Source organism: Paracoccus shandongensis, from assembly GCF_017315735.1.
In the GTDB taxonomy this organism is placed as follows: domain Bacteria; phylum Pseudomonadota; class Alphaproteobacteria; order Rhodobacterales; family Rhodobacteraceae; genus Paracoccus; species Paracoccus shandongensis.
The window spans coordinates 81,203-96,601 of sequence record NZ_JAFLRK010000004.1 but is presented as its reverse complement, the minus strand read 5'-3'; the positions used below and the strand labels follow the sequence as shown (position 1 = coordinate 96,601).

Here is a 15,399-nt window from a genome sequence, read left to right as displayed (position 1 = left end):
CTTCTTCTCCCATTGGTGATGGGGTCTTTCGCCCCTTGTTCTTGGCCCTGTCGGGGGCAAGGGGCGGGCCGGAACCCGCCCCCGTCGCGTCAGCTGGCCAGCCAGCTGTTGAAGCGTTCGTTCAGTTCCGCATCGCGGTCCACCCAGAATTCCAGGTCGGAGCCCAGGGCATTGGTCATGTTCGCCTCGGTCGTGGGCAGGTTCGGACCCATGGGCACGTCGGTGCCCTCGGCATTGCCGACCAGGGCCGCGGCCGAGCGCCGGGGCGGGCCATAGCTGATGAATTCGGCGGCCCGGGCCTGCGGCGCGGGCGAGGTCGTCCAGGCCACGAATTTCTTCGCATCCTCCAGGTTCTCGGCGCCCTTGGGGATCACCCAGCCTTCCATCTCATAGATCTGGCCGTCCCAGATGATCTTGAAGGGCTTGCCCTCGCCCTGGGCGGCGTTGAAGATCCGGCCGTTGAAGGCATAGGCCATGGTCACTTCGCCATCGGCCAGAAGCTGCGGCGGCTGCGCGCCCGCTTCCCACCAGATCACGCTGTCCTTGATGCTGTCGAGTTTCGCAAATGCGCGGTCCACGCCCTCGGGCGTGCCCAGGACCTCATAGACTTCGGCGGCGGGAACGCCTTCGGCCATCAGCGCCAGTTCCAGGTTGAACTTGGCCCCCTTGCGCATGGTGCGCTTGCCGGGGAACTTTTCCAGGTCGAAGAAATCGGCGGGGGTCGAGGGCTTGGCGTCGGGAAACTTGCTGTCGTCAAAGGCCAGGACCATCGAATACACGTCCGTCGCGACAAAGCATTCGGTGATCGCGCCGTCGATGAAATCGTCCGTTGCCGCCGTGCCGTCCGCGGCGGGCACCAGGATTGCGGGGTCGATGGTTTCCAGCAGCCCTTCGTCGCACAGCCGCACCGCGTCGGCATATTCGACCGAAGCCACGTCGGTCGTCACATTGCCCGCCTCGACCATGGCCTTGATGGGCGTGGCCGGGTTGTCGGCGTCGGCCATCGTCACCTTGATGCCGGTCTCGGCCTCGAAGGGCTTGGCATAGGCTTCCAGATGGCTGTTGCCATAGGCCCCGCCCCAGGACAGCAGGTTCACATCGGCCAGCGCGGGACAGGCGATCAGGCCAAGCGCGGTGGTCAGGGCAAGCGTCTTCTTCATTGATCACTCCAACTGCAAGGACATGCGGCATTCGCCGTCATTGGTGGGCCGGGGCGGCCGTCACACGGGATCCAGCGCGCGGGCATCCGCCGGATGCCAGCCGATCCGGATCTGCTGGCCCGGTTCCAGCCGGGTCTGGCCGATGGTGTTGCGCATCTTCATCACGAAATCCGCGCTGCCCGCGACCTTGAGACGGGCGCGCAGGATGTCGCCCATGTAGATCACGTCGCAAACCTCGGCCCCGATCATGTGGGCGCCGGGGGGCATCATCTCGGGCTTGAACTCAACGCGTTCGGGACGGATCGACACCAGCGTCTGCTGGCCCTTGGCGGTGACGTTCACCGGGGTCGCGTCGATCAGTTCGCCGGTGGCCAGGCGCACCAGGGCCTTGTCGCCCGACAACTCCTCGATGGTGCCGGGCAGCTTGTTGTTCTCGCCGATGAACTGGGCCACGAAGCTGTTTTCCGGGCGTTCATACAGGTCGGCGGGCGCGGCAAGCTGCTGGATGCGGCCGTCGTTGAAGACCGCCACGCGGTCGGACATGGTCAAGGCCTCGCCCTGGTCGTGGGTGACGTAAACCACCGTGATTCCAAGGCGGTTGTGCAGGTGCTTGATCTCGAACTGCATGTGTTCGCGCAGTTGCTTGTCCAGCGCGCCCAGGGGTTCGTCCATCAGGACCAGTTCCGGGTCGAAGACCAGCGCGCGGGCCAGGGCGATGCGCTGCTGCTGGCCGCCCGACAATTGCGCGGGGCGGCGGTTGGCGAACTTGCCCATCTGCACCATGTCCAGCGCGCGCTTGATGCGGGTTTCGCGGTCGGACTTGGACATGCCCCGCACTTCCAGCGGGAAGGACAGGTTTTCCCCCACCGTCATGTGCGGAAACAGGGCATAGTTCTGGAACACCATGCCGATGCCGCGCTTGTGCGGCGGCACCTGGTTGATGGGGCGTCCGGCCAGCCGGATCTCTCCATGAGTCGCGGTCTCGAAGCCCGCAAGCATCATCAGGCAGGTCGTCTTGCCCGAACCCGAGGGCCCGAGCATGGTCAGGAACTCTCCCTTGCCGATGGACAGGTTCAGGTCTTTGACGACAAGCGTCTGTCCGTCATAGCTTTTCTGCACATGTTCAAAAGCGACGAAGCTATCGCCGTGGCGGTCGTCCAGCAAAAGGCGCTCTCCCCGTGTTTCTGTTTTCTTGATCAGCGCATCAGCAGGTTAAGCAGCGCCACGGGACAGGCGCAACACCGTTTGCGACATTTCTTCGCCCTTGAAGGTCGCTAACATGCATCGGTGGGCCCTGCCCGATAAACAGGCAGGCCCACCGCAGGGTCAGGCAAGCGGCCTGGGCCAGAGCGGGGCTTGTGCCTTTCCGACCCTGCCGCTAGCGTCGCGGCCGAATCCTGCGGCCCTTGCGCCGTGACCACACGGAAGGCCGCCCATGCTGGACGCTGCCCTGCTGTTCTTCGCCGGGCTGCTTGGCGGGATGCTGAACGCCGTCGCGGGCGGCGGCACCTTTATCACCTTTCCGACCCTGGTCTTCCTGGGCATCCCGCCTGTCGCGGCCAATGCCACCAGCACCATCGCCGCGCTGCCGGGCTATCTCGCCTCGGCCATCGGGTTCAGGAACGACATCCGCGCGATCCACGACGCGCCCTTCCTGAAGCTGACGGTCTGGACGATGATCGGCGGAGCCATCGGCAGCGGGCTGCTGCTGGTCAGTTCCAACAAGGCCTTCTCGGCCCTGGTGCCCTTTTTGCTGCTGGCGGCCACGCTGGTCTTTTCCTTCGCCGACGACGTGCGGCGCATGGCGTCGCGCTGGCGGTCGGTGGTGGTCCCCTTCGGCCTGGGCATCCTGATGCCGGTGGCGGTCTATGGCGGCTATTTCAACGGCGGACTTGGCATCGTGCTGCTGGCCATGTTCGCGATGTGGGGCATGACGGACCTGCACCAGATGAACGGGCTGAAATGCTGGCTGTCCTTCGCGCTGTCGATCGTGGCCTTTGCGGTCTTTGCGGCAGGGGGCGCGGTCGCCTGGGGTCCGGCCGCGATCATGGCGGCGGGCACGATCACCGGCGGCTATGCCGGCGCGCCCGTGGCCCGGCGCATCCCGCGCCCTGCCCTGCGTCTGCTGATCGCCGTCATCGGCCTTGGCATGACCGCGATCTTTTTCTGGCGTCTCATTCAAGGAGCATGAACATGAGCGACATCACCCGTATCGAGACCGGCCCGCGCATGAGCCAGGCGGTCATCGCCAACGGCACCGTCTGGCTTGCGGGCCAGGTGGGCGAGCCCGGCGCATCCGTCACCGACCAGACCCGCGTGGTGCTGGAGCAGGTGGACCGCCTGCTGGCCGAGGCTGGCACCGACAAGACCCGCATCGTGTCCGCCCAGATCTGGCTGGCCGACATGGCCGATTTCGCGGAAATGAACGCCGTCTGGGACGCCTGGGTGCCCCAGGGCCACACCCCCGCCCGCGCCACGGGCGAGGCGAAGCTGGCCACCCCCGACTACAAGGTCGAGGTGATCGTCACCGCGGTCCTGTAACCCCCCGCAGCACGGACCGGGCGGCGCGCAGACCCGGCGCCTCGCCCCCCTTGCCCAGCCGGTCCATGGTCAGATCCATCGCGTCCAGCTGGGCCTGCCGGGCGGCGGGGTCGTCCAGCAGCCTGCGCAGCGCCTGCGCCAGGGGCCCCGGCTGGCAGTCGCGGCCCAGGAACTCGGGCACCGCGCGCGTCTCGCTGACCAGGTTCACCAGCGTCACCGTGTCGGTCTTCAGCAGCATCCCCACCAGCATCCGGCTGAGCGGCGCCATGTCATAGCCGATCACCATCGGCACCCGGTTCGCCGCCAGATCCAGGCTGACCGTGCCCGACGCCGCCAGCGCCAGATCCGCCGCCGCGAAAGCCGCGCGCTTCTGGTCGGCATCCTCGACGATCAGCGGCCGGACGGGCCAGGCGGCTGTCAGATGGCGCACCTGACCGGCCACGCCTGGCACGGTCGGCAGCACCACCTGCATGTCCGGCACATGATGGCGCAGATCCGCAAGCGCCTGCCCGAACCGGGGCAGCAGGCGCGCGACCTCTCCGCCGCGCGAACCCGGCAGGCACAGGACTACAGGGCTTTCGGGCACGATGCCGTGACCGGCGCGGAACAGCGCAGCCTCGTCGGGACCGGCCACGGGGGCGGTGGCGATGGGGTGGCCCACGAAATCGCAGGTCATGCCCGCAGCCTGCATCAAAGGCGGCTCGAAGGGCAGGATCGCCAGGACGTGATCGACCACCTCGGCCATCTTCAAGGCCCGCCCCGGCCGCCAAGCCCAGACCGAGGGCGCGACATAGTGGATCACCCGCAACCCCGGTTGCTGTGCCCGCGCCGCGCGGGCCACGCGCAGGCAGAAATCCGGGCTGTCGATGCCGATCAGGGCATCCGGGTTCTCGGCCGCGACACGGGCAGCGGTTTCAGCGATGCGGCGTTTCAGATGGCGATACTTGGGCAGCACTTCCCAGATGCCCATCACGCTCAGTTCCCCCATCGGGAACAGGCTGTCGAGGCCCTGCGCCGTCATCGCCTGCCCGCCGATGCCCACGAACCGGGCGTCCGGCACCAGCTCGCGCAGGCCCGCCATCAGCGCCGCGCCCAGCAGGTCGCCCGAAGGCTCGCCCGCGATCAGGAAGAACTTCATGCGCCTCGCCCCGCTGCTGATGCGTCATGGGTATTTATGCAACGAAGAAGCCGGTTTCCTCGTTGTCTAAATACCCGAATCCGGCATCGCCCACAAAAACAACCCCGCCGCTTCCGCGCGCCGGACAGCCTCTGCCCGGTCCAGCAGGATCACGCCGCCCGCAGCCCAGGCAATCCCTGCAAGGCCAGCAGCGGCGGCCTGCGTCACGCTGTCGGGGCCAAGCGTCGGCAGGTCGATGCGCATGTCCTGGCCGGGTTTCGGGGCCTTGAAGAACACGCCCTTCGCGCCGTTCGGGTTGGGACGCAGGCCCGCATGGCGCGCGGCAAAGTCCAGCATCGCGGCGGTGCCGGGCAGCGTCTCGATGGCAAGGCACTGGCCCTGCGCCACCACGTTCCCCTGCCCCACGTCCAGCGGCCCCAGCGTCGCGTGGATCAGCGCGGCCCGCGCCGCGTCGCGCTTGTCGGCGGCGGACGGTTCGCCCGCCAGCACGCCTTCGCCGGGGATCAGGTGGGGCGCGACCTCGGCGACCGAGGCGATGGCCAGCCCGTGTTCCCCAAACACGTCCAGCACCGCCCGCAGCGCCCCGTCGTCGCCCGACTGCATCGCCATCATGATGCGCGGCACCAGTTGCGCGGTGCGGTTGTCGAACAGTTCCGGATCCAGGCGCGGGCGGCGGATCGCCCCGGCAAAGACCACGCGCGACACGTCCTGATCCAGCAGGCTGTCCAGGAACGGGACCAGCCGTTCCAGCCGGAAGGGCTGCGCCTCGACCCCCTCGGGCGCAAAGCCGTCCAGCGCATAGACCAGCGGCGCGTCCAGCGCGGCGATGACGGCGGGGGCAAGCGCGCCCTGGCCTGCGATGACGGCTGTTCGGGTCATGCGGGCTTCGGGGTCAGGAAGCTGCGGTCGGACGGGCCGAGGATGAAGTCCAGCACGTCGCGGACCATCGCGCCCGTCTCGCCCTCGGCCAGGTGGCGGGCGGTGTCGCGGAAACTGCCGCCGCCCAGCCGGTCCAGCATCTCGCGCAACTCGTGGATCTCGGCCCGGCTGGCCCCCCGGCGCTTCAGCCCTACAAGGTTCAGTCCGTCCAGATGCCCACGCGGCCCCTGCACCAACCCATAGGGGATCACGTCCGCCGTCACCATCGTCACCGCACCGATCATCGCGCCGCGTCCGATACGGACGAACTGATGCACGCCCGACAGCCCGCCCACGATCACGTCATCGTCCAGGTGGCAATGCCCGGCAAGCGAGGCGTTGTTGACCAGGATCACCCGGTCGCCAAGCTGGCAATCGTGGCCCACATGGCAACCCGCCATGAACAGCCCGTCATCGCCCACGCGGGTGACGCCGCCGCCGCCCTGGGTGCCCGGGTTCATGGTGACATATTCGCGGATGCGGTTGCGCGCGCCGATCTCCAGCCGCACGTCCTCGCCCTTGAATTTCAGATCCTGCGGCACCTCGCCGATCGAGGCGAAGGGAAAGACCACCGTGCCCTCGCCGACCGTTGTGTCCCCGGCGATGGCGACGTGGGATTTCAGCACCACCCCGTCGGCCAGCCGCACCCTGGGGCCTATCACGCAAAAGGGCCCGACCTGGACGCCCGCGCCGATCTGCGCGCCGTCCTCGATGATGGCCGAGGGATGAATGTCACTCATCGGCCTTCAGCGCCATCATGGCGGTGAATTCGGCGGAGGCGCAAAGCTGGCCGTCCACCAGGGCGCGGCCCTCGAACTTCCAGATCTTGCCGCCGCCGCGCAGGGCCTTGCAATGCAGCTCCAGCATGTCGCCCGGCACGACCATGCGGCGGAACTTGCACTTGTCGATGCCCATGAAATAGGTCGCCAGCGGCTTGTCGATGATGTTCATGCTGATGCCGACGATCACGGCGGATGTCTGGGCCATCGCCTCGACGATGGTGACGCCGGGCATGACGGGTTCGTCGGGGAAGTGGCCCTGGAAATGCGGCTCGTTGCAGGTGACCATCTTGATGCCGACGCCGCCTTCGTGGGGCACGATGTCGCGCACCTTGTCGATGAACAGGAAGGGATAGCGGTGCGGAATGATGCGCTTGATCAGCGACAGGTCGGCCTCGGTATAAGGGGCGGGGGCGCGCGTTTCTTCGGCCATGGGCGTTCCTTCGGGACGTTTTGTTCCGGTTAGCAATGCGCTAGCCCGTTGGCAAGCCGATCAGGGGGCGGCTGCCCCGGCCCTCGGCGTCCCTCCGCTGCCCCGGCCTGCGCGTCCCTCGCGCAGCCAGCCGGTCAGGATCAGGCCCGCCACCAGCAAAAGCCAGGCCCAGCCGGGCAGCAGCGGCCGGCGTTCCAGCCCGGTGACGGATGCGGCCTCGCGCGGGGTGATGGCGATCCAGTCGCCAAGGCCCGCGCTGCCATGCGCCGTTCGTCCCGGCGCCACGGTCCGCAGGTCGGGCACCCCATCCGACAGGGTCACGACGCCCCCGCCGGTGGCCTGGACCAGGGGTTGAAGCGCCGCGGCATCGGCCACGGTCTGCTCGAACTCTCGCGGGGCGGCGGGGCCAAGCGCCAGCACGCGGCGCAGATCGCCGTCCTGCAAACGGTAGAGGCCCGGTTCCGGCGCGGTCCAGTCGGCGGTGAAGCGGCCCGGCCCGGCGGGGGCCAGCGCAACCTCCTCGGTCCCGCCATCGGGGCGGGTCACGATCAGCGGACCCGTGCTGTCGGCCATGGTGCGGCGGGTGAAGCGGACGGCCAAGTCGCCCGAGACATCGGCCAGCAGCGCCTCCTCCTCAAGCTCGGGCTCCTTCATCGACCAATGGGCGATGCGGCGCAGCAGTTCCAGTTGCGGCCCGCCGCCCTCGAACCCGCGCCCCCAGAGCCACACCTGGTCCGAGGTGAGCAGCGCCACCCGCCCCTTTCCCACGCGATCGAGGATCAGCAGCGGCTGGTCGTCCACGCCGGTCATGGCGACCTGCGCGCCGGGATCGGGCGTCACGGTGGCCATGCGCAGCCAGCGGCCCCAGGTCGGATCCTCGCCCTCGCCACCCGGCAGGCCAGCGGTGACGGGATGGCGCCGCCCGTCCTCGGTCAGGCGCGGCAGATAGGGTTCCTCCAGCACCTGCCCTGTCGGGCGCGCGGGCAGGATGCGGCCCAGGGGCGACAGGTAGAGGCTCTCGACCCCCGCCATTTCCGGCCCGGCGGACACCAGGATCGCGCCGCCGTCTTCGACATAGCGGGCGATGTTGGCATAGTAATCCGGCGGCAGGATGCCCCGGACGCTGTAGCGGTCGAAGATGATGAGGTCGAAATCCTCGATCCGCTCCATGAACAGTTCCTGGGTCGGAAAGGCGATCAGCGACAGTTCGTTGACCGGCACGCCGTCGGACTTGTCGGGCGGGCGCAGGATGGTGAAGTGGATCAGATCGACCGCCGCATCCGATTTCAGCAGGTTGCGCCAGGTCCGTTCGCCCGCGTGGGGTTCGCCCGAGACCAGCAGCACGCGCAGGCGGTCGCGCACGCCGTTGATGCTGATGGCGGCGGCGTTGTTGCGGTCGGTCAGCTCGCCACCTTCGGGCGCGTCAAAGGCGATCTGCACGACGTTCTGGCCCGCATGATCCAGCGTCAGGGGCAGGCTGATCGGCTGGCCCAGGGGGACGGCCACCACCTGCTCATCCTCTCCGTCGAGCGACAGGCGCAGGTTGACGGATCCGGTCCGGGCTTCGGGGGGGACGTTGCCCTGGTCCTCGACCTGCAGGCGGATGGTGACCTCCTGGTCGATCAGGCCGAAGGCGGGGGCTTCCTTGATCACCAGGCGGCGGTCCCAATCCTGGGGCCTGCCGGTCAGCAGGACATGGACCGGGGCGGGAACCGAGGCGGGCAGCATGGCGGGGTCGTGCAGCCGCCCGTCGGTGACGGCGATCACGCCCGCCAGCCGGGTTTCGGGTTCGGCGGCGATGGCGCGGGCCATTTCCGTCGCCAGCAAGGTGCCGTCGTCGTTGTCGCCCACCGTGACGCGGCGCAGTTCGGTGTTGGGCAGCGCGGCGATCTGGCGGGTCAACGCATCGACGGCCCCGTCCGCCTGGGCGGTCCGTTCCGGCAGGGTCTGGCTGGCGGAACGGTCGTCGATCAGGATCACGATATCCGACAGGCCGGTGCGGCTGCCGATTTCCAGCGCAGGCCCGGCCAGGGCCAGCGCGGCGGCAAGCCCGGCAAGCCCGCGCCAGCCCCAACCCCGCAAGCCCCGCCACAGCGCGAAGCCCGCGACCAGCAGGGCAAGCGCGGCCAGCGCGGCGATGGCCCAAGGGGGCAACAGGGGGTCGAAGCGCAACTGGGTCACGGGCCAAGCATCTCCTCGACCCGCATCCGGTCCAAAAGGGCGGGAACATGCACCTGGTCGGATTTGTAGTTCCCCGTCAGGACATACATCATCAGGTTCACGCCAAAGCGGAAGGCCATCTCGCGCTGCTGCTCTCCTTCCCATCCCCGGCCGATGGGATAGGCGGGAAAGCCGTTTTCATCGACGGCCCAGGCCTCGGCCCAGGAATTGCCGCCGATGACGACCGGGCTGACGCCGTCGTTCAACTGCCGGAAGGGCACGCCCTCGGCCGCCTCGGCGCCTGCCGGGGGCGCCTCCAGCCAGACGGGGTTGCCCTGCCAGCGGCCCGGGAAATCCGACAGCAGGTAAAAGCTGCGGGTCAGGACGTGATCCTGCGGGATGGGCGACAAGGGCGGGATTTCCAGGGGCGAGGCCAGCGCCTGCAAGGCCTGCGACATGTCAGGCCCCCCCACGCCCGCGACATCGCCGTCGCGCGTGTCGAACAGGATCATGCCCCCTGACCGCATGAAGTGGTTCAGCCGCACGTATGCCTGGGGCGAGGGCGGCGGCTGCGTGTCGGTGATCGGCCAATACAGCATCGTCAGCATCGACAGGTCGTCATCGTCCAGTTCGACCGCCACAGGTTCCCCCGGCTCGACCGAGGTGCGCTGCGCCAGCACCATCGACAAGCCACGCAGGCCTTCGCGGGACGCCTCGTCCACACGGGCATCGCCTGTCACGACATAGGCCAACGCGACCTCGTTGGCGGCGCGGGCCAGTTCGGGGTTCACCTCCTGCGCGGCAGCGGGCGGCACGGGCTGGACCAGCAGCGCCAGCAGCAGGGCCGCCGCGACCCGCCCGCCGCGGACCAGCGCGGCGGACCCAAGCGCGTCCAGCGCCAGGATCAGCGCGGCGAGCGCCAGCAACGGTCCCTTCACGTCGCGCCCGCCGGTGGTGCCGGTCGCCTCGACGGTGGCACCCGGCCAGTCGGCCCGCGCCAGCGGCCCGCCCGCGTTCAGCGCCACGCGCCGGTCGCCTGCGGCATAGATGCCCGCCGGGCGGTCCGGGCCGGGGCCAAGCCCCAGGTCTGCGGCAGGCACCGGGGCCAGCCCCTCGGCGGGCTGTGCGCGGCCGAAGCCGTCCAGCACGGTTTCCGGCGTCCAGAAGGGCTGGTCGCGGTCGTCCGCCTGCCTGGCGGCAGGCGAGACGCGGGCGGTCTGGACCAGGCGGTCCAGCATGTCCACGAACAGACCCGAGATCGGCAGGTTCGACCATTCCGCGTTGGCGGTGACGTGGAACAGCACCACCTGCCCCTGCCCCGCGCGGGCGCGCGTGACCAGCGGCGTGTTGTCCGTCAGCGAGGCCAAGGTCTTTTCCGCCAGATCGGGCGCGGGCTGCGCCATCAGTTGCGCGCGGATCGCCACATCGCCGGGCGGGGTGAGGCCCGCGAAGACGCCGTTCGCCGCAAAGGGCAGGATGGCGCGCGGATCGCCCCAGGACAGCGCGCCGCCGATGTCGCGCCCGCCCTGGCGCAGGGCGACCGGCAACAGCGGTTCGTTCTGCAGATCCTCGAACGCGGCCATGCGCGGCCCGGCGAAGCGGATCAGCAGCCCGCCGTCGTCCACCCAAGCCGCCAGGTCGCCTGCCTCGGCCAGGTCCACCTGGTCGGCCAGCACGATCACGTCGGGCGCGCTGTCCAGCACGTCGCCCAGGCCGCCCTCGACCAGGTCGGTCGTGGGCGTCAATGCGCGGCGCAGGTAATGCAATTGCGACAGCAGTTCCTGCCCCTCGGCCTGGCGGTCGGCATCGCCCACAAGCCCGACCTTGCGGCGCTTCACGCGGTCGTCGGCCAGAACCACGGCCCCGGCATGGGCCTCGCCCTCGATCTGGAAGCGGGTGATGCGGTTGCGCAGTTCCGGGGGCAGGTCGATGGCCACGGGGCGGGTGGTGATCCCGGCGGCGGTGGCGGCATCGCCGGGGATCAGGCGGGCCAGTTCGCGTTCGACGCCCTGCGGATCGGGGCCGATGGCCAGGATCGCGGGCGCGGCCTCGTCCATCGCCGCCAGCGTCAGCGAGGGCGTGTCGCCCGCGTGCAGCGACAGCGACCGGACGGCGCGGGCAGGCGGAACAACCGTGACGGTCCCGCGATCCGTCAGCGCGGACAGCCAGGCGGCGCGGTTCGGGTGATCCAGCCCGTCGGCGATCCACAGCGTTTCCAGCGTGCCGTCAGGCGCGGCGGCCAGGGCGGCGGCGGGATCGTCAGGCAGGCCGGTCGCCCAGGATACCGGCTGCGCGGCCCGCAGGCGTGCCAGCAGCGTATCGGCGGGGGCGAAGGGCAGCGCGCCCGGCACCGCGCGTCCATCGGCCAGCAGCAGGGCGGCGGGGCGGCCCTCGGCCGCGGCATCCGTCAGGGCGGATTCGGCCCGGGTCAGGCGGGCGGGCCAGTCGGGGGCGGCGGACCAGCCCGCGTCCAGCACCACCAGCAAGGGGCCGGTCTGGCCGGATGCGACCACCGGCTTCCAGCTTGGCCCGGCAAAGGCCAGGATCAGCGCGGCCACGGCGGCCAGCCGCAGCAGCAGCAGCCACCAGGGCGTGCGCCGGGCGACCGGCACCCGGTCCACCAGCCCGCGCAAGAGCGCCACGCCGGGGAACGCCACAAGGCGCGGCGCGGGCGGCATGGCGCGCAGGATCACCCACAGCACCGGCAGCGCGATCAGCGCGGTCAGCACCCAGGGGGCCGCGAAGCCTATGGGACCAAGCATCAACATCAGCCCGCAAGCACCTGATAAAGCCAGCTCAGCGCGACGGCCGGGGCGTGGCTGGTGGTGTGATGGCCAAAATGCCAGCCCGCGCCTTCCGCCCGGCGGCGCAGCCAGTCGCGCCGTTCGGCAAGCCGCGCCAGATAGGCGTCGCGCAGGCCCCCCGCATCGCGGCTGTCGTGGCGGATCGCGCCCGACAGAGAGCGGAACAGGACCGCGCCGTGATAGGGAAACACCTCCTCGTCGGGGTCCAGCACCTGCATCAGCACGCCGCCGACGCCCATGCCCGCCGCGCGGGCCAGCAGCGCATCGACCCAGGCCGGGTCGTCCAGGAAATCCGACAGGATCACCAGCCGCTGGTTCGGGCGCAGGTGATCGGGCGCGGGCGCGTCGCCGTCGCCATCACGCGGGCGCAGCGCCACGATCTGTTCGGCCAGCCGGTCGGCCTGCACCCGCCCCGCCCGGGCGGGCTGGCCCAGCAGGCCCACCTTTTCCCCCCCGCGCAGCAGCACCATGGCCAGCGCGAGCGCCAGCAGATGCGCCCGGTCCGCCTTGGTCGGGCGGTCGGGCGCGCCGGAATAGCCCATCCCCTGCCCGGCCGAGACCCACAGCCCCACGGCCTGCGCCGTCTGCGCCTCTCGGTCCCGCACGAACTGCGCATCCGACCGGGCGGACCTGCGCCAGTCGATGGACCGCGCGGAATCGCCCTGGGCGGCGGGGCGGTATTGCCAGAAATCCTCGCCCGGGCCGCCGCGCCGCAAGCCATGCGCGCCGGGGGCAACCATCGCCGCCAGCCGTTCAGCCGACAGGATCAGCGCGGGCAGATGCGCGCTTGCCCCTTGCGCCCCGGAACGGAGGTTGGCTGCGCGAAGGTCGGCGGGGGACGCGCTCAAGGCAACCTCATGCGGCCCGGCTTTGGCCGAAGCGGCCGTCCAGAAGGCGGGCGATCACGCTGTCCACCGTTTCACCCCGCGCGCGGGCGGCGAAGGACAGCGCCATGCGGTGGCGCAGGACGGGGGCGGCCATGGCCTCGACATCCTCCAGCGTCGGGGCGAAGCGGCCGTTCAGCACGGCGCGCGCGCGCGTGACCAGCATCAGCGCCTGCGCGGCGCGGGGGCCCGGCCCCCAGACCAGCGCGTCGCCGATGAAGCCCGCCGCCTCAAGCCCGCCCGGGCGGCAGGCGCGGACCAGATCCAGGATCGATTCCACCACGCCCTCGCCCACCGGCATCTGGCGGATCAGGCGCTGCGCGGCGATCAGGCTGCCCGAGTCAAAGGCCGCATGGGCGCGCGCGTCCTCGACCCCCGTGGTGGCCAGCAGGATCGCGCGTTCGGTGTCGCGGTCGGGGTAATCCACGTCGATCTGCAACAGGAAACGGTCCAGCTGCGCCTCGGGCAGGGGATAGGTGCCTTCCTGCTCGATGGGGTTCTGGGTCGCCAGGACATGGAACGGGCGGCCCAGGGGGCGGTGCTGGCCGCTGATCGTGACCTCTCGCTCCTGCATGGCCTGCAACAGCGCGGACTGGGTGCGGGGGGATGCCCGGTTGATCTCGTCCGCCATCAGAAGCTGGGTGAAGACCGGCCCTTCGATGAAGCGGAAGGCGCGGCTGCCGTCGGGCAGCACGTCCAGAACCTCGGACCCCAGGATGTCGGCGGGCATCAGGTCGGGGGTGAACTGGATGCGCTGGCTGTCCAGCCCCAGGACGGTGGACAGCGTATCGACCAGCATGGTCTTGCCAAGGCCCGGCTGGCCCACCAGCAGCGCGTGGCCGCCCGACAGGATCGCGGCCAGGACCTGTTCCACCACCTGATGCTGGCCCACGAAGCGGCGTTCGATGCTGGTGCGGGCATCGGCCAAGGCCTGCCCAAGCTGTTCGACCTGGGTAACCAGAATCTCATCCGAAGCCATGACAACGCCCCTTCTGTGCTTTAGACGAACCATAAGAGGATATGCGAAAGGCGACTACAGGGAATGGCAGATCGCGGTGACAAAGCTGTGAGCGCCGAAGGCATTGCCGCCGCCGCCGGCAAGGCGTCCAAGGGTGGGCTGCCACCGGTGCATCTGTGGAACCCGCCCTTCTGCGGCGACCTGGACATGGAGATCCGCGCCGACGGCACCTGGTTCTATCAGGGCACGCCCATCGGACGCCCGGCCATGGTGCGGCTGTTTTCCACCATCCTGAAGCGCGAGGGCGACCGCTTCTTCCTGGTCACACCCGTTGAAAAGGTGGGCATCCGCGTGGTGGACGCGCCCTTTGTCGCGGTCGATGCCGAGATCGCGCCCGACGCCGTGACCTTCACCACCAATGTCGGCGACCGGGTGACGGCGGGGCCGGAGAACCCCATCACCCTGCGCGGCACCGCCGTTGAGCCCCGCCCCTATGTCCATGTCCGCGCGGGGCTGGAGGCGCTGATCGACCGCAAGACCTTCTACCGCCTGGCCGATGCCGCCATCGAACAGGACGGCCGCAGCGGCATCCGCTCGGGCGGCGTCTTCTTCCCGCTGGAGCCCTGATGCCCCGTTTCGCCGCCAACCTGACGATGCTGTTCACCGAACTGCCCATGCTGGAGCGATTCGCGGCCGCCGCCGCCGCGGGCTTCCAGGGGGTCGAGATCCTGTTTCCCTATGACCTCGCGGCCCGCGACCTGTCCCGCGCGGCCATCGCGGCGGGGCTGGACTTCGTGCTGATGAACACGCCGCCCCCGAACTGGGCGGGCGGCCCGCGCGGCTTTGCCGCCGAACCGGGGCGAGAGGAACGGTTCCGCAGCGACTTCGACCGGGCGCTGCGCTTTGCGGGCGTGCTGCGGCCGCGCCACATCCACATCATGGCAGGCTATGCCCAGGGGCCCCAGGCGCGCGACACCTTCGCCCGCAACCTCCGCTGGGCCGCCGACCGCGCCCCCCATGTCAGCCTGACGATCGAGCCGCTGAACCCCGTGGACCAGCCCGGCTATTTCCTGGCCGACTTCGACCTGGCGGCGGACCTGATCGCCGAGACCGGGGTGCCGAATCTGGGCCTGCAATTCGACACCTATCACGCCCAGCGGATCACGGGCGACGCCATGGCGGTCTGGCGCAAGCACGCGGGCATCGTCCGGCATATCCAGATCGCGGGCGCTCCCGGGCGGCACGAGCCCCTGGGCGGAATGATCGACTATCCAGGCTTTTTCGCGGCGCTGGATCATTCCGGCTACAAGGGGTGGGTCAGCGCGGAATACGATCCCGCCTCGCTGACGGCCGAGGGTCTGGGCTGGCTGCCGCGTTCCTGACCGGCCCGGATCGCCAAGGCTGCCGGACCCGTGGAACCCAAAGCAGATCAAATTGTTGAACGGACAATCCCTTCGTGGGACATCGGTCAGGCGGCGCCTTTGCGGGATGCGCGCGTGGCAGTCAACAGCAAGGAGCATTGCCGTGAACTCGATCATCTACATCGTCGGCCTGGTCGTCATCGTCCTGTTCATCCTGTCCTTCCTCGGGCTGCGCTGAGGCCGGTCGGCGGCGCCAGCCCGGA

General features: G+C 69.7%; 14 protein-coding genes. 4 read left to right on the top strand and 10 right to left on the bottom strand.

Annotated features, from left to right (window positions below; genetic code table 11):
- Positions 1-89: 89 nt before the first annotated feature.
- Both JX613_RS05115 and JX613_RS05110 read right to left on the bottom strand, forming a co-directional pair.
- Positions 90-1,160 carry an ABC transporter substrate-binding protein gene (locus JX613_RS05115; protein WP_207100386.1) on the bottom strand — a complete coding sequence of 357 codons (1,071 nt, stop codon included), beginning with the start codon at positions 1,158-1,160 and terminating at the stop codon, positions 90-92.
- 60 nt (positions 1,161-1,220) lie between these two features.
- Entirely contained in the window at positions 1,221-2,324 is a 1,104-nt protein-coding gene (locus JX613_RS05110) for an ABC transporter ATP-binding protein (protein WP_207100385.1), read from the bottom strand.
- A gap of 271 nt (positions 2,325-2,595) precedes the next feature.
- On the opposite strand from JX613_RS05110, the gene JX613_RS05105 reads away from it, so the two are divergent.
- Together JX613_RS05105 and JX613_RS05100 are read left to right on the top strand one after the other, a co-directional pair.
- Positions 2,596-3,351: a sulfite exporter TauE/SafE family protein gene (locus JX613_RS05105; protein ID WP_207100384.1), complete on the top strand. Its 756-nt coding sequence runs from the start codon at positions 2,596-2,598 to the stop codon at positions 3,349-3,351.
- Positions 3,352-3,353: 2 nt separating this feature from the next.
- Complete coding sequence (locus tag JX613_RS05100; protein WP_207100383.1) at positions 3,354-3,701, top strand: RidA family protein; 348 nt, start codon at positions 3,354-3,356, stop codon at positions 3,699-3,701.
- On the opposite strand, the gene lpxB is transcribed toward JX613_RS05100, so the two are convergent.
- The 8 genes from lpxB to JX613_RS05060 form a co-directional block, all read right to left on the bottom strand.
- On the bottom strand, positions 3,685-4,839 hold the full coding sequence (gene lpxB, locus JX613_RS05095) for a lipid-A-disaccharide synthase (RefSeq protein WP_207100382.1): 1,155 nt from the start codon (positions 4,837-4,839) through the stop codon (positions 3,685-3,687). The genes JX613_RS05100 and lpxB overlap by 17 nt on opposite strands.
- A 66-nt stretch (positions 4,840-4,905) precedes the next feature.
- Entirely contained in the window at positions 4,906-5,718 is an 813-nt protein-coding gene (gene lpxI / locus JX613_RS05090; RefSeq protein ID WP_207100381.1) for a UDP-2,3-diacylglucosamine diphosphatase LpxI domain-containing protein, read from the bottom strand.
- Positions 5,715-6,497, bottom strand: coding sequence for an acyl-ACP--UDP-N-acetylglucosamine O-acyltransferase (lpxA, locus tag JX613_RS05085; protein WP_207100380.1), 783 nt, complete (start codon positions 6,495-6,497; stop codon positions 5,715-5,717). Before lpxA ends, lpxI begins: the two co-directional genes overlap by 4 nt.
- Complete coding sequence (gene fabZ / locus JX613_RS05080) at positions 6,490-6,969, bottom strand: 3-hydroxyacyl-ACP dehydratase FabZ (protein WP_207100379.1); 480 nt, start codon at positions 6,967-6,969, stop codon at positions 6,490-6,492. Before fabZ ends, lpxA begins: the two co-directional genes overlap by 8 nt.
- Before the next feature lie 60 nt (positions 6,970-7,029).
- A complete protein-coding gene (locus JX613_RS05075; RefSeq protein ID WP_207100378.1) occupies positions 7,030-9,150 on the bottom strand; it encodes a hypothetical protein in 2,121 nt (706 codons plus the stop codon).
- Positions 9,147-11,897 carry a DUF4159 domain-containing protein gene (locus JX613_RS05070; RefSeq protein WP_207100377.1) on the bottom strand — a complete coding sequence of 917 codons (2,751 nt, stop codon included), beginning with the start codon at positions 11,895-11,897 and terminating at the stop codon, positions 9,147-9,149. The genes JX613_RS05075 and JX613_RS05070 overlap by 4 nt, the downstream gene beginning before the upstream one ends.
- Positions 11,897-12,781 carry a DUF58 domain-containing protein gene (locus tag JX613_RS05065; protein WP_237168368.1) on the bottom strand — a complete coding sequence of 295 codons (885 nt, stop codon included), beginning with the start codon at positions 12,779-12,781 and terminating at the stop codon, positions 11,897-11,899. The genes JX613_RS05070 and JX613_RS05065 overlap by 1 nt, the downstream gene beginning before the upstream one ends.
- Positions 12,782-12,788: 7 nt before the next feature.
- Entirely contained in the window at positions 12,789-13,796 is a 1,008-nt protein-coding gene (locus JX613_RS05060; RefSeq protein WP_207100376.1) for an AAA family ATPase, read from the bottom strand.
- 63 nt (positions 13,797-13,859) lie between these two features.
- Between JX613_RS05060 and JX613_RS05055 the strand changes: the two genes are divergently transcribed.
- Positions 13,860-14,402 (top strand): DUF1285 domain-containing protein, encoded by a 543-nt coding sequence (locus tag JX613_RS05055; protein ID WP_207100375.1) that lies wholly within the window; start codon positions 13,860-13,862, stop codon positions 14,400-14,402.
- Positions 14,402-15,157, top strand: coding sequence for a hydroxypyruvate isomerase family protein (locus JX613_RS05050; RefSeq protein WP_207100374.1), 756 nt, complete (start codon positions 14,402-14,404; stop codon positions 15,155-15,157). The genes JX613_RS05055 and JX613_RS05050 overlap by 1 nt, the downstream gene beginning before the upstream one ends.
- The last annotated feature ends 242 nt before the right edge of the window (positions 15,158-15,399 follow it).